General features: G+C 71.2%; 25 protein-coding genes. 13 read left to right on the top strand and 12 right to left on the bottom strand.

The genetic code is table 11. The features are described 5' to 3' along the window. Nucleotides 1-29: 29 nt before the first annotated feature. The 3 genes from ABD164_RS00485 to ABD164_RS00475 all read right to left on the bottom strand — a co-directional run bounded on the left by ABD164_RS00485 (nt 30) and on the right by ABD164_RS00475 (nt 4,241). Nucleotides 30-1,340 carry an RNA polymerase sigma factor gene (locus tag ABD164_RS00485; RefSeq protein ID WP_344292306.1) on the bottom strand — a complete coding sequence of 437 codons (1,311 nt, stop codon included), beginning with the start codon at nt 1,338-1,340 and terminating at the stop codon, nt 30-32. Between the two features lie 22 nt (nt 1,341-1,362). Further along, nucleotides 1,363-1,794: a YciI family protein gene (locus ABD164_RS00480; RefSeq protein ID WP_344292304.1), complete on the bottom strand. Its 432-nt coding sequence runs from the start codon at nt 1,792-1,794 to the stop codon at nt 1,363-1,365. A 233-nt stretch (nt 1,795-2,027) separates the two neighbouring features. Then, nucleotides 2,028-4,241 carry a heavy metal translocating P-type ATPase gene (locus tag ABD164_RS00475; protein WP_425545893.1) on the bottom strand — a complete coding sequence of 738 codons (2,214 nt, stop codon included), beginning with the start codon at nt 4,239-4,241 and terminating at the stop codon, nt 2,028-2,030. A gap of 292 nt (nt 4,242-4,533) precedes the next feature. On the opposite strand from ABD164_RS00475, the gene ABD164_RS00470 reads away from it, so the two are divergent. From ABD164_RS00470 to ABD164_RS00435, 8 genes are all read left to right on the top strand, one after another. After that, nucleotides 4,534-5,520 carry a Rossmann-fold NAD(P)-binding domain-containing protein gene (locus ABD164_RS00470; protein ID WP_344292301.1) on the top strand — a complete coding sequence of 329 codons (987 nt, stop codon included), beginning with the start codon at nt 4,534-4,536 and terminating at the stop codon, nt 5,518-5,520. A gap of 105 nt (nt 5,521-5,625) precedes the next feature. Beyond that, nucleotides 5,626-6,168: a GNAT family N-acetyltransferase gene (locus ABD164_RS00465; protein ID WP_344292299.1), complete on the top strand. Its 543-nt coding sequence runs from the start codon at nt 5,626-5,628 to the stop codon at nt 6,166-6,168. Nucleotides 6,169-6,275: 107 nt separating this feature from the next. Continuing rightward, nucleotides 6,276-7,232, top strand: coding sequence for an arginase family protein (locus tag ABD164_RS00460; RefSeq protein WP_344292297.1), 957 nt, complete (start codon nt 6,276-6,278; stop codon nt 7,230-7,232). 55 nt (nt 7,233-7,287) lie between these two features. Continuing rightward, nucleotides 7,288-7,773: a SixA phosphatase family protein gene (locus ABD164_RS00455; RefSeq protein ID WP_344292295.1), complete on the top strand. Its 486-nt coding sequence runs from the start codon at nt 7,288-7,290 to the stop codon at nt 7,771-7,773. A gap of 22 nt (nt 7,774-7,795) precedes the next feature. Next, nucleotides 7,796-8,386 carry a sulfite oxidase-like oxidoreductase gene (locus ABD164_RS00450; protein WP_344292293.1) on the top strand — a complete coding sequence of 197 codons (591 nt, stop codon included), beginning with the start codon at nt 7,796-7,798 and terminating at the stop codon, nt 8,384-8,386. Further along, a complete protein-coding gene (locus ABD164_RS00445) occupies nt 8,383-9,153 on the top strand; it encodes a ferredoxin reductase (protein ID WP_344292291.1) in 771 nt (256 codons plus the stop codon). Before ABD164_RS00450 ends, ABD164_RS00445 begins: the two co-directional genes overlap by 4 nt. Further along, nucleotides 9,153-9,431, top strand: a complete 279-nt coding sequence (locus tag ABD164_RS00440) for a DUF6510 family protein (protein ID WP_344292290.1) — start codon at nt 9,153-9,155, stop codon at nt 9,429-9,431. Before ABD164_RS00445 ends, ABD164_RS00440 begins: the two co-directional genes overlap by 1 nt. 11 nt (nt 9,432-9,442) lie before the next feature. After that, on the top strand, nt 9,443-9,739 hold the full coding sequence (locus tag ABD164_RS00435) for a DUF503 domain-containing protein (RefSeq protein WP_344292288.1): 297 nt from the start codon (nt 9,443-9,445) through the stop codon (nt 9,737-9,739). 23 nt (nt 9,740-9,762) lie between these two features. Here ABD164_RS00435 and hutI read toward each other — a convergent pair whose 3' ends face one another. From hutI to hutH, 4 genes are all read right to left on the bottom strand, one after another. Next, nucleotides 9,763-11,013: an imidazolonepropionase gene (gene hutI, locus ABD164_RS00430; protein WP_344292286.1), complete on the bottom strand. Its 1,251-nt coding sequence runs from the start codon at nt 11,011-11,013 to the stop codon at nt 9,763-9,765. 134 nt (nt 11,014-11,147) lie between these two features. Continuing rightward, complete coding sequence (gene hutU / locus ABD164_RS00425) at nt 11,148-12,845, bottom strand: urocanate hydratase (protein WP_344292284.1); 1,698 nt, start codon at nt 12,843-12,845, stop codon at nt 11,148-11,150. Between the two features lie 87 nt (nt 12,846-12,932). Further along, on the bottom strand, nt 12,933-14,384 hold the full coding sequence (locus ABD164_RS00420; RefSeq protein ID WP_344292282.1) for a M23 family metallopeptidase: 1,452 nt from the start codon (nt 14,382-14,384) through the stop codon (nt 12,933-12,935). Between the two features lie 279 nt (nt 14,385-14,663). Next, on the bottom strand, nt 14,664-16,235 hold the full coding sequence (gene hutH / locus ABD164_RS00415) for a histidine ammonia-lyase (protein WP_344292280.1): 1,572 nt from the start codon (nt 16,233-16,235) through the stop codon (nt 14,664-14,666). A 205-nt stretch (nt 16,236-16,440) separates the two neighbouring features. Between hutH and ABD164_RS00410 the strand changes: the two genes are divergently transcribed. Beyond that, nucleotides 16,441-17,232 carry an IclR family transcriptional regulator gene (locus ABD164_RS00410; protein WP_344292279.1) on the top strand — a complete coding sequence of 264 codons (792 nt, stop codon included), beginning with the start codon at nt 16,441-16,443 and terminating at the stop codon, nt 17,230-17,232. Between the two features lie 130 nt (nt 17,233-17,362). On the opposite strand, the gene ABD164_RS00405 is transcribed toward ABD164_RS00410, so the two are convergent. After that, complete coding sequence (locus ABD164_RS00405) at nt 17,363-17,962, bottom strand: antibiotic biosynthesis monooxygenase (RefSeq protein ID WP_344292277.1); 600 nt, start codon at nt 17,960-17,962, stop codon at nt 17,363-17,365. 53 nt (nt 17,963-18,015) lie between these two features. Then, nucleotides 18,016-18,264: a hypothetical protein gene (locus tag ABD164_RS00400; protein ID WP_344292276.1), complete on the bottom strand. Its 249-nt coding sequence runs from the start codon at nt 18,262-18,264 to the stop codon at nt 18,016-18,018. A gap of 162 nt (nt 18,265-18,426) precedes the next feature. On the opposite strand from ABD164_RS00400, the gene ABD164_RS00395 reads away from it, so the two are divergent. Together ABD164_RS00395 and ABD164_RS00390 are read left to right on the top strand one after the other, a co-directional pair. Continuing rightward, entirely contained in the window at nt 18,427-18,837 is a 411-nt protein-coding gene (locus ABD164_RS00395) for a DUF4383 domain-containing protein (protein ID WP_344292274.1), read from the top strand. A 9-nt stretch (nt 18,838-18,846) separates the two neighbouring features. Beyond that, nucleotides 18,847-19,410 (top strand): hypothetical protein, encoded by a 564-nt coding sequence (locus ABD164_RS00390; protein WP_344292272.1) that lies wholly within the window; start codon nt 18,847-18,849, stop codon nt 19,408-19,410. 10 nt (nt 19,411-19,420) lie between these two features. On the opposite strand, the gene ABD164_RS00385 is transcribed toward ABD164_RS00390, so the two are convergent. The 3 genes from ABD164_RS00385 to ABD164_RS00375 form a co-directional block, all read right to left on the bottom strand. Continuing rightward, nucleotides 19,421-20,782 (bottom strand): acyltransferase family protein, encoded by a 1,362-nt coding sequence (locus ABD164_RS00385; RefSeq protein ID WP_344292270.1) that lies wholly within the window; start codon nt 20,780-20,782, stop codon nt 19,421-19,423. A gap of 197 nt (nt 20,783-20,979) precedes the next feature. Next, a complete protein-coding gene (locus ABD164_RS00380; RefSeq protein WP_344292268.1) occupies nt 20,980-21,651 on the bottom strand; it encodes a response regulator in 672 nt (223 codons plus the stop codon). Beyond that, nucleotides 21,648-22,931, bottom strand: a complete 1,284-nt coding sequence (locus ABD164_RS00375; RefSeq protein ID WP_344292266.1) for a sensor histidine kinase — start codon at nt 22,929-22,931, stop codon at nt 21,648-21,650. The genes ABD164_RS00380 and ABD164_RS00375 overlap by 4 nt, the downstream gene beginning before the upstream one ends. 174 nt (nt 22,932-23,105) lie before the next feature. Between ABD164_RS00375 and ABD164_RS00370 the strand changes: the two genes are divergently transcribed. Then, complete coding sequence (locus ABD164_RS00370; protein ID WP_344292264.1) at nt 23,106-24,701, top strand: sodium-dependent transporter; 1,596 nt, start codon at nt 23,106-23,108, stop codon at nt 24,699-24,701. After that, entirely contained in the window at nt 24,698-24,865 is a 168-nt protein-coding gene (locus ABD164_RS00365; RefSeq protein ID WP_344292262.1) for a methionine/alanine import family NSS transporter small subunit, read from the top strand. The genes ABD164_RS00370 and ABD164_RS00365 overlap by 4 nt, the downstream gene beginning before the upstream one ends. Nucleotides 24,866-24,881 lie beyond the last annotated feature (16 nt).

Here is a 24,881-nt window from a genome sequence, read left to right as displayed (position 1 = left end):
GGTCGGGGTCTCGATACGCTCCTTCGTCGCTACTCGACCGACGCCTCGAGCGCGGCGGCCTTGGCGAGCAGCGCGGCCCGTTCGCGCTCGTTGCCCGTGAGGCGTGCCGCGAGCTCGAGCTCGGCGCGGGCCTCGTCATTGCGTCCGAGGCGTGCGAGCAGCTCGCCGCGCACGGCCGGCAAGGGCGCATAGCCGGCGAGCTTGCCGCCGACCGCGAGCTCGTCGACGATGCGCAGCGCCGAGGCCGGCCCCGTCGACATCGCCACCGCGACCGCCCGGTTGAGCTCGACCACGGGTGACGGTGCAAGGCGTCCGAGCGCCTCGTAGAGCAGCGCGATGCGCGCCCAGTCGGTATCGGATGCCGTCGGCGCGACAGCATGGCACTCGGCGATCGCCGCCTGCAGCCCGTACGAAGCCCGGCCCCGCCCGATGCGATCGGCCCGGGCGAGGGCGGCCGAGCCGCGAGCGATCTGCGCACGGTCCCACCGCGAGCGATCCTGCTGGTCGAGGGGGATCGGCGTTCCGTCGCGCGCCGTGCGCGCAGCGAAGCGGGACGCCGTGAACTCCATGAGCGCGACGAGTGACTGCGCCTCGGGCTCCTTCGGCATCAGCCCCGCCACGACGCGCGCGAGCCGTAGGGCCTCGCCCGAGACATCCGGTCGCACCCACTGCTCGCCCGAGGCGGGCAGGTATCCCTCGTTGAAGATCAGGTAGAGCACGCTCAGCACCGATCCGAGCCGTTCGGTGTACTCGTTGGGCTTGGGCACCTCGAACGGCACCTTCGCGGCGGCGAGGGTCTTCTTCGCACGCACGATGCGCTGCTGAATGGTCGCCGTCGGCACCAGGAACGCCCGCGCGATCTCGTCACTCGAGAGGCCGCCCACGATGCGCAGCGTGAGCGCGATCTGCGCCTCGCGCGAGAGCACCGGGTGGCACGAGACGAAGATCAGTCGCAGGATGTCGTCGTCGATCGTGTCGGGGTCCCAGAACATGTCGGATGCCTCGCCGCCCCGCTGCTCGAGGTCGCGGGCCATCGCCGCATATCGCTCGTCGAGGCGCTCGCGCCGGCGCCACCCGTCGATCGCCCGGCGCTTCGCGACCGCGGTGAGCCAGGCTCCGGGGTTTCGCGGCACACCCTCGTCGGGCCACTGCTTGAGCGCCTCGACGAGGGCCTCCTGCGCGAGGTCCTCGGCCTGGCCGACATCGCCGACGAAGCGGGTGAGCGTCGCGACGATGCGCGCCGACTCGATGCGCCACACCGCGGCGACCGTGCGCCGGGCGCGGTCGGCGACGTCGGTGTTCGGCGCATCGACCGTGCCCGGGGCATCCGTCTCGTTCATGGGTTTTCTGGGAGCCGGGCGGTCAGCCGTTCGTGCCCGCCTTGTGCTCGAGCTCCTCGCGCCAGCCGGCCTCCTTCTGGATCCACTCGTTGTCCTGCGGGAAGTCCTCGAGCTCGGTGACGCGACGCACCTCGAGGCGCGTTCCGGGGCCGAGCGGGCAGCGCTTGGCCCACTCGGCGGCCTCCTCCTTGCTCGAGACCTGGATGATCCAGAAGCCGTTGAACAGCTCCTTCGCCTCGGCGTAGGGACCGTCGGTGACCACTGGCGGCGTCGAGTCGAAGTCGACGACGAAGCCCTCCGCCGCGTCGGTGAGCCCCTCGCCCGCGAGCAGCACGCCCGCCTTCATGAGCGACTCGTTGTAGGCGCCCATCGCGGCGATGATCTCGTTGAAGTCCATCTCCTCGTATGCCGCGGTCGCCTCGTCGGTCGCCCGCATGATCAACATGTACTTCATGGTCGTTCTCTCCTTGTTCGGGAGCGGGCGCGAGTGCCCGCCTCACTTCGACGTCGAACGGGGATGGGCCCGATCGACATCGGTCGGGAAGTCTCCTCGATCCATGCTGGCATGGTGGTCGCCGCAGGACATCCGCAACTCAGGAGAATGGGCCCGATCGCCGCTGTGAGCGCGGGATGGGGCCCAATCTCCTCAGCCGTGTACGGCAGCCGCGCGGATGTCGCGGGCGGCGCTCAGCGCGCCCGCTCGAGCACGTCGCGCGTCGACGCCTCGGGCCGCAGGTCGAGCCGGCGCAGCAGCTGCGCGTTCGCGGCGACGATGATCGTCGAGAGCGACATGAGGATCGCGCCGACCGACATCGGAAGCACGAACCCGATCAGCGCGAGCACACCCGCGGCGAGCGGTACCGAGATGAGGTTGTAGCCCGCGGCCCACCACAGGTTCTGCTTCATCTTGCGGTAGCTCGCGCGCGACAGCTCGATGACCGAGAGCACCGACCGCGGGTCGGATGACGCGAGGATGACGCCCGCCGACGCGATCGCGACATCGGTGCCCGCGCCGATGGCGATGCCGACATCGGCCTGCGCGAGCGCGGGGGCATCGTTCACGCCGTCGCCGACCATGGCCACCGACAGGCCCTCGGCCTGCAGCTCCTGCACCTTCGCGGCCTTGTCTTCGGGGCGCACCCCGGCGAAGACCCGGTCGATGCCGAGCTGTGCGGCGACCGTGCGGGCGACGGGTTCGGCGTCACCGGTGATCATGACGACCTGCACCCCGATGGCGTGCAGCGCCTCGACGGCCTGCTTCGATTCGGGTCGCACCTCGTCGGCGAGCGCGATGGCGCCTGCCACCTCATGCCCGACGATCACGTGCAGCACCGTGGCACCGGCGTCTGCCCAGGCGACGGATTGCGGCAGTGGGTCGGCGCCGCGGCCCGCGAGCAGCGACGGCCCGCCGACGTGAACGGGCACGCCGGCGACGATCGCGGTGACGCCGAGGCCGGGTGCAGCCGCGAAGTCGGTGACCGCCGGGATCTCGAGTGCCTTCGCCTCGGCGTGCGCGACGATGGCACGGGCGAGCGGATGCTCCGAATCGCGCTCGACCGCGGCCGCGATCGCGATGACGCCGTCGAGATCGAAGCCTGGAGCGGACGCGGCATCGGTCACCGCCGGCTCGCCCTTCGTGAGCGTTCCGGTCTTGTCGAACAGCACCGCGCCGACCGTGCGCATCGTCTCGAGGGCGAGGCGGTCGGTGATGAGCACGCCACCGCGCGCCGCGCGCTCGGTCGCGATCGACACAACCAGTGGAATGGCCAGGCCCAGCGCGTGCGGGCAGGCGATGACGAGCACGGTGATCGTGCGCACCACGGCATCGTCGGGGTTGCCGAGCAGCGTCCAGACGATCGCCGTGGTGACGGCGGCGGCGAGCGCGAACCAGAACAGCCAGCCCGCAGCGCGGTCGGCGAGGCGCTGCGCGCGAGAGCTCGAGGCCTGCGCCTGAGCGACCAGGCGCTGGATGCCCGCGAGCGCCGTGTCGTCGCCGATCGCGTCGACCTGCACCCGGATCGCGGTGTCGGTGGCGACGGTGCCCGCGACCACGTGGCCACCGGGGCCGCGGCTCACGGTCGTCGACTCGCCCGTGATCATCGACTCGTCCATCGCGGCCGTGCCGTCGACGACCTTGCCGTCGGCGGGAACCCGTGCGCCCGGCCGGACGATCACGATGTCGCCGAGCGCGAGGTCGGCCGGCGAGACGGTCTCGGTGCGAGGCGTGCCGTCGGCGCCGTCGGTGACCCGTTCGGCCTCGTCGGGGAGCAGGGCCGCGAGGGCGTCGAGCGCCGACGAGGTCGCGGCGATGGAGCGCATCTCGATCCAGTGGCCGAGCAGCATGATGACGATCAGGAGCGCGAGCTCCCACCAGAAGTCGAGGTGGTGGTCGAGCAGGCCGAGGGTCGCGCCGAGCGACGCGAAGTACGCCACCGTGATGGCGAGGCCGATGAGCAGCATCATGCCGGGCTTGCGGGCCTTGAGCTCCGACCAGGCGCCGGTGAGGAACGGGCGGCCGCCCCAGAAGTACAGCACCGTGCCGAGTACGGGCGAGATCCACGGGATCAACGCGTTGTCGGGCAGCGAGTAGCCAATGATGTCGGCGAACATCGGGCTGAAGATGATCGTCGGGATGGCGATGACGAGCATGATCCAGAACAGGCGTCGGAACTGGCCCACGTGATCGCCATGGCCGGCGTGGCCGCTCATGTCGTGGCCGGCGTGGTCCGCGTTCATGTCGTGGCCGGCGTGCCCGCTCATGTCGTGGCCGGCGTTCATGTCGTGGCCGGCGTGCCCGCTCATGTCGTGGCCCGCGTGGTCCGCGTGCGTGTCGTGCCCGGCGTGCGTGTCGTGATCGGCGTGCGCCTCGTGATCGGCGTGCACCTCGTGCCCCGCGTGCATCTCGTGATCGGCGTGCACCTCGTGCCCCGCGTGTATCTCGTGATCGGCGTGCACCTCGTGCCCGTCGGCCGCTTGGGCGTCGTGCCCCGCGTGCATGTCGTTGGTGTCGCGCTTCATATTCATCGATCGTCCTCCCTCTCGCCATTCTGAACCATATACCCCACTGGGGTATTCCGAACCGCCCGGGGTCCCCAAACGCCGTATCCCTTGCTCGCGGCTCGAGTCCCCCCGCGGCCGTTCGCGCTACGAGAACACCCGCGCCCGCGGCATCCGATCATGCTGTGATGGCGGGATGGACGTGCTCATCCTCGGTGGAACTCAGTGGCTCGGTCGTCGGCTCGCGCAAGAGGCCATTGCTCGGGGGCACCGGGTGACGGCCCTCGCCCGTGGCGAGGCCGGCCCGATCGCCGACGGGGCGGTGCTCGTGCGTGCCGATCGCTCGCAGCCCGGAGCGTACGACGAGGTCGCGCGCCACGAGTGGGGTGCCGTCATCGACGTGACCCGCCAGCCCGGGTTCGCACGTCGCGCCGTGGCCGAACTCGGTGCGCACGCCGCACATTGGACGTTCATCTCCTCGGGCAACGTGTATGCGGTGCAGAACGAGCCGGGCACCGATGAGTCGGCCGCACTGATGGCGCCGCTCGAGGCCGACGAGTCGACGCCCGAGACGTACGGCGAGGCGAAGTCGGCGATCGAGCTCGCCTATCGCGAGGCGCTCGGTGACCGGCTGCTCGTGATCCGGCCGGGGCTCATCGCCGGCCCCGGCGATGCATCGGGTCGCGGTGGCTACTGGGTGGCCCGGGCAGCGCGCGACGACGAACCGATGCTCGTGCCCGACATTCTCGCCACACCCGTGCAGGCAATCCATATCGATGACCTCGTGCGCTTCGCGCTCGACTCGGTCGAGCAGCGAGTGACCGGCGCGTTCAACGCGGTCGGTGATCGGGTGACATTCGGTGACTGGCTCGAGGCGTCGCGTGAGGTCGGCGGGCACCGGGGCGAGGTCGTCGCAGTCTCGCCCGACTGGCTCGAATCGCAGGGTGTCGCCGAGTGGTCGGGGCCCGAGCCACTGCCGCTCTGGATCATCGACCCCGAGTGGAACGCGTTCCAGAATCGTTCGAACGTGGCGGCCGTCGCCGCAGGACTGCGCCTGCGACCGCTCGAGCAGCTGCTCGCCGAAGTGCTGCAGTGGGAACGCGGCGAGGGGCTCGACCGCGAGCGCGGCGCCGGGCTCAGCGCCGCGCGCGAGCGTGAGCTGCTCGCTGCGCTGCCGGGTTGAACCGCGCTCGACGTCTGCGCGAACCCGTCGGGCCGCTGACCTGTCGGGCCGCGCGCAACGAGAGTACGCTGCCGGCATGATCCAGCGGCGGTGCGGGGTGGCACGATGCTGACCGGCGATCGAGTGGTGCTCGCCCCGGTGCGCGAGGTGGATCTGCCGGCGTTCTATGCGGCGCACGTCAACATTCGCAATCGCGGCGCCTACTTCCCGCTCGGCGTGCTGTCGGAGTCGACCTTGAAGTCGCGGTTCGCGCAGACCGGATTCTGGGAGAAGGAGGAGGGCACCCTGCTGATTCGCAATGCCGAAGGGCAGCTGGTCGGCCACATCGAGTTCTTTCCGCCGGTCGGCTACTGGGACGCGTTCGAGCTCAGCTACCAGCTGTACGACGACGCGTACTCGGGCCGCGGATACACGACCGAGGCGGTGCAGCTGCTCGTCGACTACCTCTTCGGCGCGAAGAAGAAGCATCGCATCCAGCTCGTGATCGTCCCTGGGAATGCGGCGAGCACGCGGATCGCCGAGAAGTGCGGATTCGTGTACGAGGGTCGGGTTCGGGGCGCGTTCTTCAACGACGGGCGCAACCACGATGTCGATCTCTTCGGCCTGGTGCGCACTGACCCGCGTCCCTGGCACGCGACGGGTTCCTGATTCGCGCGGCCCGCCCGCCGCGCCGGCTTCCACCGTGTCCGGGATCGCAGACGCGTTCGGTGACGGATGCCTCGCCGCCGGGCATCCCGCATTGCTAGCTTCGAGGCATGTCGACGCTCTCGCACGATCCCCTCTGGCCACGCGCGGGCGGCTGGCCGCCGCTCAATGAACTCGAGCCCGGGGCCGCCGTCGATCTCGCGATCCTCGGCGTGCCGGCGTGGCGCACGTCGCTCTCGCCGACCAACGCGCACGCGACTCCCGCGGCGATCCGGACGGCCCTGTTGAGGTACAGCCCCGCACTGATGCCCGATCGGCGCCCCGCCGTCGACCGCGGCATCGGCGCCGGGGCATCCGACCCGATCGATCTGGGCGAGCTGCGCGTCGCCGACGCCGGTGACATCGACGAACCCGACGGGCCCGAGGGTGAGGCGCGCACGATCGCCGCAGTGTCGTCGGCGCTCGACCTGGCCACGGCGCTGATCGCCCTCGGCGGCGACAACTCGGTGACCGTCGCGACCGCGCTCGGGGCATGGGGCGGCGACCTCGCGACTGCCGGACTCGTGACGATCGACGCGCACTACGACCTGCGCGACGGCGTGAGCAACGGATCGCCCGTGCGCCGGCTCGTCGAGGCAGGGCTCGACCCGCGCCGCATCGTGCAGATCGGCATTGCCGACTTCGCCAACTCGGCCGCGTACGCGCGACGCGCCGCCGACCTCGGCATCACAGTGATCCACCGCGACGAACTGCACGGCCGCGACCTCGCCGGCGTCATGGCCGAGGCGATCGAGATCGCCGGCGCCGCCGGCGGGCCGGTGCACCTCGACGTCGATGTCGACGCGTGCGACCGTTCGGTCGCGCCGGGATGCCCCGCCTCGGTGCCGGGCGGCCTCGCGGCGTGGGAGCTGCGGGCGCTCGTGCGTGCCGCGGCGTCGGACGCGCGGGTGCGCAGCGCCGACCTGGTCGAGATCGACGCGACCGCCGACGCCACCGACGGGCGCACCGTTCGGCTCGCGGCGCTGTGCGTGCTCGAGTTCGCGGCCGGACTGCGCGCACGAGCCTGACGCATCGCACAGGCGGCCCTCGCGCGATCTTGCGCACGGTGGCAGACTCGGCACCATGAAGACGCTCGTACTCGTGCGTCACGCGAAGTCGAGCTGGGACGAGCCCGGCCTCGACGACCATGAGCGCCCGCTCAACGAGCGTGGGCTGCGCAACGCGCCGCTGATGGGCCACCGGCTCGCCGAGCGCGGTACGGTGCCCGACCTCATCCGATCGAGCACGGCCGTGCGAGCGCGCAGCACCGCGCAGCTCATGGCCCGGGCGATGGGGCTTGTGCACGAGCACGTCGAACTCGACGAACGCCTGTACGGGGCGTCGCCCGAGACGATCCTCGACATCGCCGGCGAGGTCGACGACACCGTCGGCACAGTGATGATCGTCGCGCACGACCCCGGCCTCTCAGACCTCGCGTATTCGCTTTCCGACAGCACCATCGAGCACATGCCGACCTGCGCGGTCGCGGAGTTCCGCTTCGACGTCGAGAGCTGGCGAGACGCGGTCGAGGCTGAGCCAGTGGACTCCTGGTTCGACACGCCCAGATAGCCACGACGCCCCGAGGAGCCCCATGTCATTCATCACCCGAGGATTCAGCGGGCGCAGTCGTGAGCGCGACGACCGGCTCCCGCCCGGGCAGACGCTCGTGCACGACTTTCCGGTGCTCTCGGCGGGGCCGACCCCCGACATCGATACCGCAGACTGGGAGTTCACCATCCGCACCGAGACGGGCTCGCAGTCGTGGAACTGGGACGAGTTCATGGCGCTCGACATCGACGAGGTCTCGACCGACATCCACTGCGTCACGCACTGGTCGAAGCTCGGCACGAGCTGGCGCGGCGTCTCGCTCGACACCATCTTCGATCACGTCGAGACCGAGCTCGACTACGTCATGGCGCACAGCTATGGCGGCTACACGACGAACGTGCCGCTCGACGAACTGCTCGACGGCAAGGCGTGGGTGGCGTTCGAGTTCGACGGCGAACCGCTCGAGGCCGAGCACGGCGGGCCCGCGCGTCTGCTCGTGCCGCACCTCTACTTCTGGAAGAGCGCGAAGTGGCTGCGCGGGCTCGAGATGATGTCGAGCGATGAACCCGGGTTCTGGGAGCAGAACGGCTACCACATCCACGGCGACCCGTGGAAGGAAGAGCGATATTGGTGAGCGACGCCGTCGGCACGGCGCCGCCCGCCACCACGGTGCCCCGTGCCGGATGGCACGTCGGCACGGTCACTGCCGCGAACCGCGAGACGCCGAATGCGGCTCGCCTCGAGATCGAGGTCGACGGATGGCCCGGCAACGCGCCGGGGCAGCACCTCGACGTGCGGCTCACCGCCCCCGACGGGTACACGGCCACCCGCTCGTACTCGATCGCGTCGTCGGGCGACGCGTCACGCGTGGTGCTCGCCGTCGACAGGCTGCCCGACGGCGAGGTGTCGCCGTTCCTCGTCGACGAGGTGCGAGCGGGTGACAGGCTCGAGGTGCACGGCCCACTCGGCGCGTTCTTCGTGTGGCGGCCGGGGGCCGACCCGCGCCCCGTGCAACTCATCGCGGGCGGCTCGGGCGTCGTGCCGCTCTACGCGATCGCGAGCGCACGCGCAGACGCCGGCGACGAGACGCCGTTCCGGTTGCTCTACTCGGTTCGAACGCCCGACGACGTGTACTTCGCCCGCGAGCTCGAGGCCCTGGCCGGGACATCCGCCCCGCTTCGCCTCGATCTGGTCTACACGCGCCGCGCGCCCGAAGGCTGGCCGCACCCACCTGGGCGCATCACCCGCGAGCGGCTCGAGGACGCGGTGCTGCCCGCGGTGCAGTATCCGCTCGTCTACGTGTGCGGTTCGACGGGATTCGTCGAACGCGTCGCCGGCTGGCTCGTCGACGCCGGGCACGATGCGCGGTCGATCCGCACCGAGCGATACGGAGGCACGTGATGCAGCATCTCGACGGCAACGCGCTCGCGGGGCCACTGGCGGAGTTCTTCGCCTTCGACGTGACCATGGCGGTCGCGAAGTGCGAGGGCTGCGGTTCGATCGCCGAGCTCGCGCGGGCGATGGTCTACCCGAGCGGCGCCGGCACGGTCGTGCGATGCGGCTCGTGCGGCCGGGTGCTCATGACGCTCGTCGAGTCCGAGGATCGCGCCTGGATCCGGTTCACGGGGATGGGCGCGATCGAGGTGCGGCGGGGCGCTCCTGTCGTGCCCGAGGGCTGAGGGTTCGCCCGATGTGGATCGGCTGGATCGAGTTCGACCTGTTGCTCGGCGATGTGCACTCGCTGAAGGAGAAGCGGGCCGTGCTGCGACCGCTGCTGGCCGACCTGCGGCGCACGACCGAGGCGAGCGTGGCCGAGGTGAGCGATCACGACCTGCACCGGCGCTCACGTGTCGGCGTGGGTGTCGTCGCGGCGCACGCCGAACGGGTGACCGACGCGCTCGACGGTGCCGAGCGACTCGTCGCCGAGCGTCCCGAGATCACGCTGTTGTCGGCCCGCCGGCGATTGCGCCGCAGCGACGACGACTGACGGCGAGGCCGGGCCCCGGGCGGCTACGCGACGAGTGCCCCGTCCTTCCACACGGAAGCCACGAGCGGCACACCCGGCCGATACGCGAGGTGCACGTGGCTCGGCGCATCGAGCAGCACCAGGTCGGCGCGGGCTCCCGGGCGGATCGCGCCGACATCCGTTCGCCGAAGCGCCGCTGCGCCGCCCGCCGTCGAGGCCCACACCGCCTCGGCCGGGGTCATGCCCATGTCGCGCACGGCCACGGCAATGCAGAACGGCATCGAGCTCGTGAAGCTCGACCCCGGGTTGCAGTCGCTCGCGAGTGCGACGGTGACCCCGGCGTCGATGAGCCGACGCGCATCGGGGTACGGCTGGCGAGTCGAGAACTCTACGCCCGGCAGCAGGGTGGCCACGGTGTTCGATGCCGCGAGTGCCGCGACATCGTCATCGCTCAAATAGGTGCAGTGGTCGACGGATGCCGCGTCGAGATCGACCGCGAGCCGCACGCCCTCACCGGGGCCGAGCTGGTTGCCGTGCACCCGCACGCCGAGCCCCGCGGCGGCGCCTGCTTCGAGCACGCGTCGTGATTGCTCGGCCGTGAACGCGCCGCGCTCGCAGAAGGCATCGACCCAGCGGGAGTGCGGGGCGCATGCGGCGAGCATCTCGCCGACCACGAGATCGACGTAGACGTCGGCGGCGCCGTCGCCGAGCGCAGGGTCCTCGCGGAACTCGAACGGCACGACGTGGGCGCCCAGAAAGGTCACCTCGTCAGTGACTTCACCGGCGAGCCGCACGAGACGCGCCTCGTCGGCGACGCTCAGTCCGTAGCCTGACTTGATCTCGAACGTCGTGGTGCCCTGGGCGTGCAGTTCGGCGACGAACCCGGCGAGGCGGGCCCGCAGCTCGTCATCGGTGGCGGCCCGAGTCGCGGCGACGGTCGAACGAATGCCGCCCGCGGCATATCGCTGACCCGCCATGCGTGCGGCGAACTCATCGGCCCGGTCGCCACCGAAGACGAGGTGCGTGTGCGAATCGACGAATCCCGGAATCACGGCGCGGCCGCCGGCATCGACGACGCTCATCGCCGAGTGGGCGAAGTCGGCGGTTTCCGTGGCATCCGAGCCGCCAAGATCGCCCACTCGACTGGCAGCGTCGGCGGTGCTGCCGACCCAGGTGACGACTCCGTCCTCCACGAGCACGGCGGCGTCGCGGATGATGCCGAGCGGGCCGTCGTCGCGGCCTTCGGCCGGGTCGTTCGTGACGAGCTCTCCGATGTTCGTCAGTAGCAGGCTCATGATCCCTCGCATCCGTGACATGGCGTCGCCGATCGTAGTCGAGTGAATCGAGTGGGCAGAGATGGTGCTTCATCGGCGACTAGAAGGCCGATATCCGCCCACTCGATCGGGGTGGTGGTCGCGGGGCGTCGCGCCTACTCCATCATCGGCACGCGCAGGCCCCGCTCGCGAGCGACCTCGACCGCACGCTCGTAGCCCGCGTCGACGTGCCGCATGACGCCGGTGCCCGGGTCGTTCACGAGCACGCGCGCGATCTTCTCGGCCGCGAGATCGGTGCCGTCGGCCACGATCACCTGGCCCGCGTGGATCGAGCGGCCGATGCCGACGCCGCCGCCGTGGTGGATCGACACCCAGGTCGCACCCGACGCAGTGTTCAGCAGGGCGTTGAGCAGCGGCCAGTCGGCGATCGCGTCGGAGCCGTCGGCCATCGCCTCGGTCTCACGGTACGGGCTCGCGACACTGCCCGAGTCGAGGTGGTCGCGCCCGATCACGACAGGGGCGCTGAGCTCGCCTGTGGCGACCATCTCGTTGAACTTCAGCCCCGCGAGGTGGCGCTCTTTGTAGCCGAGCCAGCAGATGCGCGCGGGCAGCCCCTCGAAATGCACCTTCTCGCCGGCCTGGGTGATCCAGCGGCGCAGGTGCTCGTCGTCGGGGAACAACTCGAGGATCGCGCGGTCGGTCGCCGCGATGTCGGCCGGGTCGCCCGACAGCGCCGCCCACCGGAACGGGCCCTTGCCCTCGGCGAAGAGCGGGCGGATGTACGCGGGCACGAAGCCCGGGAACGCGAACGCGCGGTCGTGCGCCAAGCCCCCGAGCTCGGCCTCGGCGCGGATCGAGTTGCCGTAGTCGAACACCTCGGCGCCGGCGTCCTGGAAGTCGGCCATCGCCTGCACCTGCTTGGCCATCGATGCGCGGGCGCGATCGGTGAAACCCTCGGGATCGGATGCCGCGAGCTCGTGCCACTCGTCGACCGTGACGCCCTCGGGCAGGTACGAGAGCGGGTCGTGCGCACTGGTCTGGTCGGTCACGATGTCGATCGCGACGCCGCGCGCCAGCAGCTCGGGGAACACGGTCGCCGCGTTGCCGACGAGGCCGACGCTGAGCGGGGTGCGCGACTGCTTCGCCGCGAGCACGCGGGCGGTCGCGTCGTCGAGGTCGTCGGTCATCTCATCGAGGTACCCGTGGTCGACGCGCCGCTGCAGTCGGGTCGCGTCGACGTCGACGATGAGCACGACGCCCTCGTTCATCGTGACGGCGAGCGGCTGCGCGCCGCCCATGCCGCCGCAGCCGCCCGTGAGCGTCAGCGTGCCGGCGAGCGTGCCATCGAACGACGCGCGGGCGATCGCCCCGAAGGTCTCGTAGGTGCCCTGCAGGATTCCCTGCGTGCCGATGTAGATCCACGAGCCCGCCGTCATCTGGCCGTACATCGTGAGGCCCTGCTGCTCGAGCCGGCGGAACTCGGGCCACGTCGCCCAGTCGCCGACGAGGTTCGAGTTGGCGATGAGCACGCGCGGCGCCCACTCGTGCGTGCGGAACACGCCGACGGGCTTGCCCGACTGAACGAGCAGGGTCTCGTCGGCCTCGAGGCCCTCGAGGGTGCGCACGATCGCGTCGAACGCCTCCCAGTTTCGGGCCGCCTTGCCCGTGCCGCCATAGACGATGAGGTCTTCGGGGCGCTCGGCGACCTCGGGGTCGAGGTTGTTCATGAGCATGCGCAGCGGCGCCTCGGTCTGCCAGCTCTTGGCGGTGAGCTCGGAGCCGCGCGCGGCGCGCACACTTCGGCCGGGCTCGGTGCGGACGGTGCGTGCGGGGGCGGTGGGTGCGTCGGTCATGATCCGATCACACACCACACCGCTGCCGCCGACAACGGATGTCGCGTGCCTCGCGTCTGGGATACCGGACGTGCGGTTTGGGCGTGGTCAGCCGAGCGCCACGCCGCGCGCGGCCATGAAGGGAACCGCATCGACCGCGGTGCCGTCGATACGCACCTCGAAGTGCAGGTGGCAACCCGTGGAGGCGCCCGTCGAGCCGACGGCCGCGACGAGCTGCCCGGCCGCAACGGTCTGCCCGGGCGTGACGACGGTGCCGCCGTCGATCAGGTGGGCGTAGCCGGTGGAGATGCCCGAGCCGTGGTCGATGCGCACCCAGTTGCCGTAGGTGCCGTTGGGACCCGTCTCGACGACCGTGCCCGCTGTCGCGGCGAACACGGGCTCGCGGCATCCGGCGCTGATGTCGGTGCCGCGGTGGAACTCGTTCACTCCGGGCAGCGGCTTGTTCGGTCGCGGGCCGAAGCCATCGGTGAGGTCGCCTGTCACCGGCACCGACCAGCCCTGGTCGCTCAGGAGCCCGGAGTCTTGTGGGAGTGTCTGCAGGAACTCCACACTCGCCGACGCGACTCGCGTCTGCAGTCCCGAGAGCGCCCGCCGGGCCGAGGTGACTGCCCGCTCAGCCCGGTCTACCTTCTTCTCGAGGGCCTCGATGTCGATCTCGTCGACCGCGGCCCATGCCTCGACCGCGCGCGCTTCGGCCGCCTCAGCCTCGGCGTCGCGCTCGGCGGTGATCTCGAGCAGTTTCTCGGCGTCGCCGGCGATCTGGGTGACGCGGGCGACACCGCTGAGGCCGGCCAGGAGATCGCGCCCCTGACCGAACGCCGCCTCCATCGAGTTCAGCGATGCCTCGCCGCCCTTCGATGCGGCGAGATAGGCGCGTGCGGCGGCGTCGGCATCGACCCGGGCAGCGTCGGCGAGGGCCTGCATGTCTTCGGCGATGCCACGGGTGACCTCACGGGTCGAGCGCGCCGCCGTGAGTTCGGCCTCGGCGTCGCGGAGCGAGGCGACCGCGCGATCGAGAGCCGCACGGGCCCTGGTCATCGCCGCGAGATTCGAGGATGCGCCCGTCGTCGACGTCGACACGATGCGCGCGACCGGCCCGTCGCCCACGAGGATGACCGGGGCGCTCGGTGTGCCGACCGGTATGGAGGTGCCCGGTGTGGGCGTCGGGGTCGGGGTCGGTGTGGGCGTCGGTGTGGGCGTCGGGGTCGGGGTCGGGGTCGGTTCGGGCGTCGGTGTGGGCGTCGGCTCAGGCGTGGGCGTGGGCGTCGGCTCAGGCGTGGGCGTGGGCTCAGGCGTGGGCGTGGGCTCAGGCGTGGGCTCGGGGGTCGGCGACGGCTCAGGCGATGGCTCGGTCGTCGGCTCGGTCGACGGCTCAGTCGTCGACCCGGAATCGGTCGTCGGTTCTGCGGGGTCGGTCGGCTCTGTGGCGACCGTCGCCGAATCGGTCGTGCCGGACTCTGTCGGAAGTACCTCTTCGGCGCTGGCCGGCGCAGCCCCAGCGACCCCGAGCACGATCACCGCTGCGAGAGCGGTGACCATGAGCCCACTTGGCCGGGCACGGCGCGCTCGGAACCACTCACGGCCCGCTGGGGCGTCTGGGTTCCACTTCATAGAGCTTCCGTTCGGATCGGCGGCCACACCTGACGGGTCGGGTCTCCGCTCGACTCCCCACAGTCTGACACCGCCATCGCGAGGTCACAACACCCATCTGGGGGTGCCAGGCTGCGCCGGCGCCATGGCGGCGCCATGGCGGCGCCATGGCGGCGCCACGCCGGCGCCACGCCGGCGCCATCGGAAGCCGCGACGCGGCACCATCTGTCAGTCGAGTGGCCCCGCCACGACCGCCGCTCGCGCGGCCAACTCACCCGACGCGACGGCCTCGGTGATCGCCTCGATCTCGGGCGAGAGGAACCGGTCGGGCCCGGGTACGGCGCCGACCGACGCCGCGAGCGACACGACCGCGCCGGTCGCCGCTCCCGGCGAAAGGGGTGCCCGCAGCGCGAGCCCCCGCGCGGCGGTCATGACCTCGATCGCGAGCACGCGCGTGAGCCCGTCGAGCGCGCGGCGCAGCTTGCGGGCGGCCGCCCAGCCCATCGACACGTGGTCCTCCTGCATGGCCGACGACGGGATCGAGTCGACCGATGCGGGCACGGCGAGGCGCTTGAGCTCCGACACGATGCCCGCGGCCGTGTACTGGGCGATCATGAGGCCGGAGTCGACGCCGACCTCGTGGGCGAGGAACGGCGGCAGGCCCTGATTGCGGGCGCGGTCGAGGAACCGGTCGGTGCGCCGCTCGCTCATCGACGCGACATCCGCCACCGCGATCGCCAGGAAATCGAGCACGAAGGCGACCGGCGCGCCATGGAAGTTGCCGTTCGACTCCACGCGTCCGTCGAGGGTGAGCACCGGGTTGTCGACGGCGCTCGCGAGCTCGGCCTCGGCGACGGATGTCGCGTGCGCGAGCGTGTCGCGCGCGGCACCGTGCACCTGCGGGGCGCAGCGCAGTGAGTACGCGTCTTGCACGCGGGTGCACTCGGGGCCCTTGTGGCTCGCCACGATGGGGGAGCCTGCGAGCAGGCGCCGCAGGTTCGAGGCCGAGACCGCCTGCCCGCGCTGCGGGCGCAGCGCGTGCAGGTCTTCCGCGAACACGGCGTCGGTGCCCATGAGACCCTCGACGCTCATCGCGGCGGCGATGTCGGCCGTGGTGAGCAGCAGGCGCAGGTCGTCGATCGCGAGGGCGAGCATGCCGAGCATGCCGTCGGTGCCGTTGATGAGGGCGAGGCCCTCCTTCTCGCCGAGACGCAGGGGGGTGATGCCGGCGGCCGAAAGCGCGGTCGAGGCATCCGTCGCCTCGCCGCGCACGTCGCGCACCTCGCCCTCGCCCATCGCCACGAGCGCGCAGTGCGCGAGCGGAGCGAGGTCGCCCGAGCACCCGAGCGAGCCGTACTCGCGCACCACGGGCGTGATGCCGGCATTGAGTATGGCCGCGTACGTCTCGGCCGTCTCGCGGCGCACACCGGTGCGGCCGGTCATGAGTGTCGAGAGCCGCAGCAGCATGAGCGCGCGAACGACCTCGGTCTCGACCTCGGCGCCCGAGCCGGCGGCGTGCGAGCGCACGAGGCTCGCCTGCAGCTGCGCCCGGCGGTCCTCGGCGATGAAGGTCGTCGCGAGGGCGCCGAAGCCCGTCGAGATGCCGTAGTGCGGCTCAGGGTCTGCGGCCAGCGCCTCGATGATCGCGCGGCTCGCCGCGACGCCGTCGAGCGCCGCCGGGTCGAGCACGACGGATGCCCCGTGGCGGGCGACCGCGACGACGTCGGCGATCGAGACGGGGCCGGTGCCCACGGTGACGGATGTCGCAACGGGGCTGGGTGCAGGCGCGATGGTGCTCATGCTCCGATTCCACACCGCGCCCACGCGCGAGGGAACGCCGTGGCCGGGACATCCGTCTGTGATCCCAGACTCGGCGTACGCTGGGGGTACCCGGCCCACGGCCGGATCGCGTGGGAGCAAGGTTGGCCGCCGGGCGCACACTTCGAACATTGCGCCCAGCGGACAACTTTGCTCCCACGAACCACGGCAAAGGATGAGGAGCGCGATGCAGCCGTCGAAGGTGCCCGCGGCCGACCAGACGCTCGCGATCCTCGCGCACCTCGCGACGCAGCGCGGGCCCCTGCCGGCCGCGACGATCGCGACCGCGCTCGACCTGCCGCGCTCGACGGTCTACCACCTGCTCGCGGTCATGCAGGAGCGCGGGTTCGTCGTGCACCTGCCCGAAGAGCGCCGTTACGGCCTCGGCATCGCCGCGTTCGAGCTCTCGAGCGGGTTCAGCAGGCAGCAGCCGCTGGCCAGGCTCGGGCGTCCGCTCGTCGCGGGGCTCGTCGACCGACTGGGCGAGTCGGGGCACCTCGCCGTGCTGCACGGGCGCGACGTGCTCTACCTCGTCGAGGAGCGCGCCCCGCGCCGACCGTCGCTCGTCACCGACGTCGGCGTGCGGCTGCCCGCGCACCTCACCGCGACCGGCCGGGCGATGCTCGCCGAACTGCCGCCCGCGCAGCTGCGCGCGTTGTATCCAGATCGGGCGGCGTTCGAATCACGGCAGCCGCAGGGCGAGTCGGATGTCCCTGACTGGAGTTACGGCCGCCTGAAGCGCGTGCTCACCGAGGTGCGCACGCGCGGCTGGGCCGACGAAGACGGAGAGGTCACGGTCGGGCTCGCCTCGGCCGGGGCACCGGTGGTCGACCACCTGGGATGGCCGGCCGCTGCGATCGCGGTGACGTTCCCCGACGACGCGTCGGCGCAGCTGCGCGAGTCGGCCGTGGCCGGGGTGCGCGAGGCCGCCGCGACCCTCTCGCGCCGCATCCGCGGCACCCGAACGCCGGTCGAGTAGGCGCGTCAGCGCCGCACCGAGGCCCCGTGGGTGGTCTCGATACGCTCCTCCGTCGCTACTCGACCGACGGGTGCGGGTGCACCCTCGCCGGTCGAGACCCCGTGGGTGGTCTCGATACGCTCCTCCGTCGCTACTCGACCGACGGGCGAGGGTGCAGCCAGCGGCGCAGCCAGTGGGTGACCCACGGCAGCACCCAGAACACCATCACCGGCGTGAGCACGAGGGTCGTCACGAGCACACGCAACCAGATCGGCAGGTCGCCCCAGCCCGGGACGGATGACGTCAGGTAGGTGAAGAGCAGGTTCACCGGGAAGAAGCCGAGCCAGATCGTGACGGCCTGCTTCCACCTCGGCGGCGCAGGCACAAGCGTGTCGGAGATCGCCGCGCCCGAGGCATCCGTCACCGGGATCGAACCCGTCGCAGGGTCGTCGAACCAACCCTCGATGCCGGTGCGGCGCTTCACCCGCTCGGACCGCACGAAGCGCTCGCCCATCGACAGCCACCAGGCGCGCTCGGGCGAGCGCTCCCAGGTGTCGAGGGCCTCGTCGCTCGCGAAGCGGTAGAGCATGTGCCACACCTGCGAGGTCTCGCCCGCGCGCACCCACCCCGAGCCGAGGAACCCCGGGTACTTGTTCGCGAGGTTCACGCCGGTCTGCACCCACGCGGTCGCCTCGGAGATGTGCGCGGGGTCGACCTCGCGGCGGATCGAGACGGTGATCGGTTCGGACATGCCACCATCTCACCGCATCGGCGTTTCATGCCGGTAACGGAACTGGGTTGGGCCTACTGGTCGCGGCGAACGAACTTGCCGTGGCGCTCGCTCGTCGGGTGCGTCGGCCCCTCGTCGTTCGCGTCGGTATAGCTGCCCTCGCGGTCGGCCTCGGGCCCGTCCTTGTCACTGCGCGTGTACTGGCCGTGTACGGTTCGCTCGGGAACCGGCTGGCCGTTGGACTCGGTGTACTCGCCCTCGAGGTTGTCGATGGGGCTCTCGTTCTGCTCCTGCTCCCATGAGCCGGGTTCGTGCGCGTTCATCGTGTGCTCCTCTCGCCGAACTGACGGTCGAGCTCTCCTTCCACCATACGACCGGAATCGACCGAGCAGCCTGTGAGACCGCACAACCAATCCACCCGTGCGGGTGCTCCGAACCCCTGTTCAGACGCGCGACCGCCGCGCTCTGAACAGGGAGGTACCCCCATGCGAAACTCTCCGAACCGCATCGTCGCGACCGTCTTCGGTGCCGTCTACGTACTCGTCGGCCTGCTCGGCTTCGCTGTCACGAGCGGTGTCGGCTTCATCGCCACCGAGGGCGGGCTGCTGCTCGGCGTGTTCCAGGTGAACCCCTTGCACAACATCGCCCACATCCTCATCGGCGCTGCACTGCTCGTCTCCGGCCTCATGTCGGCAAGCGCGGCGAAGGCCGTCAACGCGACCGTCGGCGCGGTCTACCTGCTGCTCGGCATCGTCGGGTTCTTCCTCGCCGGCACCGCGGCGAACATCCTCGCGCTGAACACGCCCGACCACTTCCTGCACCTCGCGAGCGCGATCGTGCTGCTCGGAGTCGGCCTCGGGTTCGAGCGCTCGTCGAGCCGCGTGGCGACGGCATAGGGGCCGGCCATGCGTGCACTGGCGGCGGCGACCCGCAGTTGGCCGATGCTCGCCGCCGTCGGCGCAGGGCTCGTGCTGCTGGCCGTCGCCGCCGGTGCCGGGGGGATCGTCGGGCCCGTGGCCGCGGCCTTCGGCGTGGCCGCCCTGGCGTGGAGCATCCTCGCGCTGCGCGCCGGGCGGCTCGTCGCGCCGGCCGCGACGCTGGTCGTGGGCAGCGCATCGCTCGTGGGGGCGGGCGCGTTGGTGGCGACCGGCTGGGCAGGGCGATCGGATGTCGCGGCGGGACCCATGGCCGCGGCATCCGTGTTCCTCGTGGTCGTCGCAGCATCCTGCGCGCTCGCGCTGCGGCGTGCGCGCGTGACGACGACCGCGCCCGCGCGGGCGGCCCGACCCGATGGGTCGCCCGCCGCGGGGTCGCCTGCCGCGGGATTCGACCGGCGGTCGCTCGTCGGGCTCGTCGCGGGCGCCGCGCTCGTGGCTGCGCTGGCGACCCCCGCGCTCGCCGCGACCCCCGCAGGAGGCCAGGCGGTGCCGCACGGCGAGCACGTCGAGCAGTCGCGCCACGGGCACTGACGGTCCGAACTCAGGAGATTGGTCGCGATGGTGTGCTCAGAGCGAGCATGGCGCCCAATCTCCTGAGCTGCGGACGCCACGAGTGAAGGTGCCGGCTGCCGACCAGGGCAACGGTGAGCAGCGCGATCGCGATCAGCGCCGGCGGCCCGAAGCCGGCCACGAGCAGCACTGCGATGCCTGCGACGCCGCAGATCGCGTCGACTGCTGTCGAGGCGGGGGATGTCGCGGCCGGGGCCCGCCCGGAATCCCCGCGCCGCCCCCGCTCGAACCGAGCGAACACGAGCACGACCGGCACGACCGCCGCGGCCGCGACCACGAGCCACACCGGCCGCGTCACCCACCACTCGAGGCTCAACGGCCCGGGCAGCGGCAGCGCGATCGTGGCGTTCGCGACGAGGCTGAGGCCTGCGAGCGCGACGAGCACGGGCATGTGCCACAGGTACACGGTCATGGCCCGCTCGCCGACCGCGGCGACGAGCCGCGAGGCATCCGCTCGCTCGACGAAGGCACGGATGCGCGGGCGCGCCAGCTGGAACAAGGCGAGCTGGGCGACGCCGAGCACGACGAGCGTCATGGTCGGCGGGTTGAGGTTCACGAACATGTCGGGGGGGTACGGACCGGCGACGGTGAGCGTCACCAGAAGGGCGAGTGCGCCGCCGGCGGTGCCCCAGAGCGCGCCGCGGCTGAGCCGGTCGAGGCCGCCGTCGGCGAGGTGGAATCCGAGCTGCTGCACCAGCAGCCACACGAGCAGCAGGTTGAGGAACCCGATCGGCTCGGCACCGGTCGTGAGGCGGGTGATGTCGACCGCGACGACCGCGGCCAGCAGCACGACCGGGGTGAGCAGCCGTGCGCGCTCGTGGGCGCGCACCATGACCGGCACGAGCGCCGAGATCGCGATGTACACGCCGAGGAACCACAGCGGCTGGCCGATGCGGAAACCCGCGGTCGCGACGAGCTCGGCCGGCAGGCCGGCGACGGCGAGCGCGGCGAGGCCGGCGGACACGACGACCACGAGCGCGAGCGCGGGGCGCACGAGCCGATCGAGGCGCGCACGCACGTAGTCGGATGCCGTCGCGCCGCGCGACCGCATCGATCGCCAGTGGTGGAAGCTCGAGAACCCGCCCGCGATGAAGAACAGGGGCATGATCTGCACCACCCAGCTGATCGGTGCGAACCACGCCTGCCCCTCGAGGGCGTTCTCGAGCACGGGCCCGGCGGCGCCCACGCTGACCCCGCACATCATGGCGTGCAGCGCGAAGACGACGACGAGCAGCACGATGCGGATCGCGTCGACGCTCGAGTCGCGCGCGACTCGGGTGCGAGTGCCGTCGGATGTCGCGTGGCGGGCCTGGAGCGTGTGTGTCGTAGCCATGCCGGCAGGTTAGGAACGCGGTTCGGGCGGGGACATCACCCGGCGGAGCCGTTCCGCACCCCTACCGCGGTACGGGTGCGGGCCGAGGGTCGAGTAGGCGCGCCAGCGCCGTATCGAGACCTGGTGGGCGAATTCGGCGACCCGGTGGCGAGGTCTCGATACGCTCCTTCGTCGCTACTCGACCGACGAGGCGTGGCCTAGGCGCCCGGTTGCACGAGTCCGGTGTCGTAGGCGAGCACGACGGCGTGCACTCGGTCGCGCAGCCCGAGCTTCTGCAGGATCTTCGACACGTGCGTCTTCACGGTCTGCTCGGCGATGAACAGCGCACCCGCGATCTCGGTGTTCGACATGCCGCGGCCCACGAGCGTGAGCACCTCGAGCTCGCGCTCGGTGAGTGCCGCGAGCCGGGTGCCCGACGGCTTCGGCGGCGGCGATGACCGGGCGAAATCCTCGATGAGCCGGCGGGTCACGCTCGGTGCGAGCAGCGCGTCGCCGCCCGCGACGATGCGTACCGCCGTGACGAGCTCTTCAGGCGTCGCGTCCTTCAGCAGGAACCCGCTCGCCCCCGCGCGCAGCGCGTCATAGACGTACTCGTCGATGTCGAAGGTCGTGAGCATGAGCACTTTCGGCACGTAGTCGGAGCTGCGCGGCGGCGTCTGCAGCGCGCGCGTGGCCTCGATGCCGTTCTGCCCCGGCATGCGCACGTCCATGACGATCACGTCGGGACGCAGCTCGTGCGCGAGCGACACGGCTTCGAGGCCGTCGGCCGCCTGCCCCACGACCTCGATGCCCTCGTGCGCAGCGAGCACCGCGGCGAATCCGGCGCGCACCATCGCCTGGTCGTCGGCGATGAGCACCGAGATCGTCATGCCGTACTTCCTCCGTGGCCGTGGCGGGGGTCGTGCCCGTCGCCGCCGAGCGGCAGCGTCGCGAGAACACGATAGCCCCCGCCCGGCAGCGGCCCGTGCTCGGCGCGCCCGCCGAGCAGGGCGGCCCGCTCGTCGATGCCCACGAGACCGTGGCCACCGCCCTTCGCGTCGGGCCCCGGGACATCCGTCGCCTGGTCATTCTCGACGCTGATCACGAGGTCGCCGGCGAGCACCTCGACCGAGACGTGAGTGGGCGCCCCGGGTGCGTGGCGCACCACATTGCTGAGCGCTTCTTGCACGATGCGGTAGGCGGCGGTCGAAACGAGCTTGTCGGTCGCCAGGTGCGTGCCGAGTTCGAGGGTCACCGGCACGCCGGCACGTTCGACGGATGTCGCGAGCGAGCCGAGCTCGCCGAGGCCCGGTTGCGGCGTGGTCTCAGCCGCGGAGCCCGAACTGCGCAGCACCCCGAGCAGCTGGCGCATCTCGGTCATCGCGGTGCGCGACGTCGCGGCGATCTCGGCGAACTCGGTGCGCACGTCGTCGGTCAGGTCGGTGAGGCGGTAGGGCGCACTCGTCGCCTGCACGTTGATCACCGACAGGCCGTGCGCGACGACGTCGTGCAGTTCGCGCGCGACTCGGGTGCGCTCTTCGACGAGCACCCGTCGCTGCTGTTCCTCAGCCGAATGCTCGCGCTCGCGGAAGAGCTCGGCGCCGATCTGCCGGCGCTGGGCGATGAGCAGGGCGATCGCGAGCGCGAGCGACGTCACTGCGGCGGCCGTGATCCAGTTCGCGAGCGCGCCGCCATCGACGAGCGCGAACGGCATCGTGACCGCCACCGGCACGAACCACGCCGCGAGCACGCCGATCCAGTTGAGGCGCAGCAGCCCCAGCACGACGAGCAGGGCTCCCTGGCTGATGATCGTCGTGACCGGCCACGGCCACGGCGCCCCCTCGGAGCCGGCCGAGAGCAGGGCGAAGACGACGATGCCGACGACCGAGAGCCCCGCCGCGACCCACGGCCACTTCACCGCGAGCGGCAGTGCCCCGGCGAGCGCGAGGCTCGTGGCGAATGCCGCCAGCAGGTGCACGCCGTACAGCGTCGCCGCGAGCGGCACTGAAACGGCGACGAGCGCGAGCGCGAGCAGCGATGTCGTCACCCACAACCACGCCCGGAACTCGCGCTCGTCGATATTGCGCACGCTGCGCGGGGTCGGCGGAGCCGGAGCCTCCGGCGGTTCTGCCGGGGCTGAGGTCTGATGCGGCACTCTGAGGTCGTCCATGATGCCAGTCACTCTGGCACGGCCCCCGCCCCGCGACATCCCCCCGGCGAGCCATTCGCCTCTCGTACCGTCGTAGGGGCCGGGGGGCTCGCGGCTCGGGCGCGACCGCTGCTACGGTGCCGCTAACGGACGAGGTTCGTGCAGTGGCGCGCGAACCGCTCGAAAGGGGTCACCGTGTCTGATGCACAGGTCGACGCCGCCGCACCGCGGCCGCGTGAGCAGTGGACGGGTCAGGTCGGGTTCATCCTGGCGGCGATCGGGTCGGCGGTCGGGCTCGGCAACATCTGGCGGTTCCCGGGCGTCGCCTACGAGAACGGCGGCGGGGCGTTCATCATCCCCTACCTGATCGCGCTGATCACGGCGGGCATCCCCATCCTGTTCCTCGACTATGCGATCGGCCACCGATTCCGCGGGTCGGCGCCGATGGCGTTCCGCCGGCTCGGCGGCAAATGGCTCGAGAACCTCGGCTGGTTCCAGGTGACCATCTGCTTCGTCATCGGCCTCTACTACACGGCCGTCATCGCGTGGGCGCTCAGCTACTTCGTGTTCTCGTTCGACCTGCGCTGGGGCGACGACCCGGCCACGTTCCTCACTGCCGACTTCCTGCAGGTCAGCGACCCGGGCATCAGCTTCGAGTTCGTGCCCGGCGTGCTCATCCCGCTCGCGATCGTCTGGATCGCGACGATCGCCGTGCTCGCGGCCGGCGTCGCCAAGGGCCTGCAACGTGCGAACGTGATCTTCCTGCCGCTGCTCGTGGTGGCATTCCTCGTGCTCGTCGTGCGCGCGCTGTTCCTCGACGGTGCAGCCGAAGGCCTGAACGCCCTGTTCACGCCGAACTGGGAGGCGCTCGGCGACCCCGACGTCTGGATCGCTGCGTACAGCCAGATCTTCTTCTCGCTGTCGATCGCATTCGGCATCATGATCACGTACGCGTCGTACCGCAATCGCAAGGCCAACCTCACGACGCCGGGCCTCGTGGTGGCGTTCGCGAACTCGTCGTTCGAGATCCTCGCGGGCATCGGAGTGTTCGCCACGCTCGGCTTCTTCGCGTTCCAGCAGGGGGTCGCGATCGACGAACTCGAGGGGCTCACCGGCGTCGGACTCTCGTTCATCACTTTCCCGGCGATCGTGTCGCAGATGCCGGGCGGTCCGATCTTCGGCGCCCTCTTCTTCGGGTCGCTGACCATGGCCGGGTTCACGTCGCTGATCTCGGTGATGCAGGTGGTCTCGGCCGGCTTCCAAGAGAAGTTCGGGCTCAGCGTGCGCCAAGCCGCCATCCGCGTCGGCGGCGTGGCCGCGATCCTCTCAATCCTGCTGTTCTCCACGACCACCGGGCTGCTCGCGCTCGACGTCACCGACCAGTGGGCGAACAACATCGGCATCGTCGCATCGGCCATCCTCACCTCGGTGCTCGTGCTCTGGGTGCTGCGACGCGGACCCGAGCTGCGCACCCACCTGAACGCGGTGTCGACGTTCAAGGTCGGGCGCATCTGGCTCGTGCTCACCAGTGTGCTCGCGCCGATAGTGCTCGGATACATGCTCATCTCGCGCATCGTCACGCTCACCGTCGAGGGCTACGGCGGACTGCCCGGCTGGTACATCGTGGCCCTGGGCTGGGGTTCGATCATCGCGATGCTCATCGGCACGTTCGTGCTCAACGCCCTGCGGTGGCGGCAGGATCCCGACAAGTTCACCCCGTGGCCCTCGTACCCGCCGGGCGGCGCGGCCGCCACGACAGGTCGCAACGCTTCTGACGGAGGTGCATCATGACCGCCACCGCGATCATCTTCCTCGTGCTCGCCATCGTGCTCGTGTGGGGCGGGCTCATCGCGAGCGTGCTGTTCCTGCGCAACCGGCCCGAACTCGAGCAGTACCCGGCCGGCGGCGACGACGACCATCGCGAGGACGACGCGCCGATCATCCACGACACGTAACGCGAGCGGATGACCC

This window comes from Agromyces neolithicus, from assembly GCF_039529735.1.
Taxonomy (GTDB): domain Bacteria; phylum Actinomycetota; class Actinomycetes; order Actinomycetales; family Microbacteriaceae; genus Agromyces; species Agromyces neolithicus.
The sequence above is the reverse complement of the archived record's forward strand: the minus strand, read 5'-3'. Positions and strand labels throughout refer to the sequence as shown.

Coding starts and splice junctions, on each gene's coding strand:
- ABD164_RS00485 (WP_344292306.1), bottom strand. CDS start 1,340: ATGAACGAGACGGATGCCCCGGGCACGGTCGATGCGCCGAACACCGAC.
- ABD164_RS00480 (WP_344292304.1), bottom strand. CDS start 1,794: ATGAAGTACATGTTGATCATGCGGGCGACCGACGAGGCGACCGCGGCA.
- ABD164_RS00475 (WP_425545893.1), bottom strand. CDS start 4,241: ATGCACGCGGGGCACGAGGTGCACGCCGATCACGAGGCGCACGCCGAT.
- ABD164_RS00470 (WP_344292301.1), top strand. CDS start 4,534: ATGGACGTGCTCATCCTCGGTGGAACTCAGTGGCTCGGTCGTCGGCTC.
- ABD164_RS00465 (WP_344292299.1), top strand. CDS start 5,626: ATGCTGACCGGCGATCGAGTGGTGCTCGCCCCGGTGCGCGAGGTGGAT.
- ABD164_RS00460 (WP_344292297.1), top strand. CDS start 6,276: ATGTCGACGCTCTCGCACGATCCCCTCTGGCCACGCGCGGGCGGCTGG.
- ABD164_RS00455 (WP_344292295.1), top strand. CDS start 7,288: ATGAAGACGCTCGTACTCGTGCGTCACGCGAAGTCGAGCTGGGACGAG.
- ABD164_RS00450 (WP_344292293.1), top strand. CDS start 7,796: ATGTCATTCATCACCCGAGGATTCAGCGGGCGCAGTCGTGAGCGCGAC.
- ABD164_RS00440 (WP_344292290.1), top strand. CDS start 9,153: ATGCAGCATCTCGACGGCAACGCGCTCGCGGGGCCACTGGCGGAGTTC.
- ABD164_RS00435 (WP_344292288.1), top strand. CDS start 9,443: ATGTGGATCGGCTGGATCGAGTTCGACCTGTTGCTCGGCGATGTGCAC.
- hutI (WP_344292286.1), bottom strand. CDS start 11,013: ATGAGCCTGCTACTGACGAACATCGGAGAGCTCGTCACGAACGACCCG.
- hutU (WP_344292284.1), bottom strand. CDS start 12,845: ATGACCGACGCACCCACCGCCCCCGCACGCACCGTCCGCACCGAGCCC.
- ABD164_RS00420 (WP_344292282.1), bottom strand. CDS start 14,384: ATGGTCACCGCTCTCGCAGCGGTGATCGTGCTCGGGGTCGCTGGGGCT.
- hutH (WP_344292280.1), bottom strand. CDS start 16,235: ATGAGCACCATCGCGCCTGCACCCAGCCCCGTTGCGACATCCGTCACC.
- ABD164_RS00410 (WP_344292279.1), top strand. CDS start 16,441: ATGCAGCCGTCGAAGGTGCCCGCGGCCGACCAGACGCTCGCGATCCTC.
- ABD164_RS00405 (WP_344292277.1), bottom strand. CDS start 17,962: ATGTCCGAACCGATCACCGTCTCGATCCGCCGCGAGGTCGACCCCGCG.
- ABD164_RS00400 (WP_344292276.1), bottom strand. CDS start 18,264: ATGAACGCGCACGAACCCGGCTCATGGGAGCAGGAGCAGAACGAGAGC.
- ABD164_RS00395 (WP_344292274.1), top strand. CDS start 18,427: ATGCGAAACTCTCCGAACCGCATCGTCGCGACCGTCTTCGGTGCCGTC.
- ABD164_RS00390 (WP_344292272.1), top strand. CDS start 18,847: ATGCGTGCACTGGCGGCGGCGACCCGCAGTTGGCCGATGCTCGCCGCC.
- ABD164_RS00385 (WP_344292270.1), bottom strand. CDS start 20,782: ATGGCTACGACACACACGCTCCAGGCCCGCCACGCGACATCCGACGGC.
- ABD164_RS00380 (WP_344292268.1), bottom strand. CDS start 21,651: ATGACGATCTCGGTGCTCATCGCCGACGACCAGGCGATGGTGCGCGCC.
- ABD164_RS00375 (WP_344292266.1), bottom strand. CDS start 22,931: ATGGACGACCTCAGAGTGCCGCATCAGACCTCAGCCCCGGCAGAACCG.
- ABD164_RS00365 (WP_344292262.1), top strand. CDS start 24,698: ATGACCGCCACCGCGATCATCTTCCTCGTGCTCGCCATCGTGCTCGTG.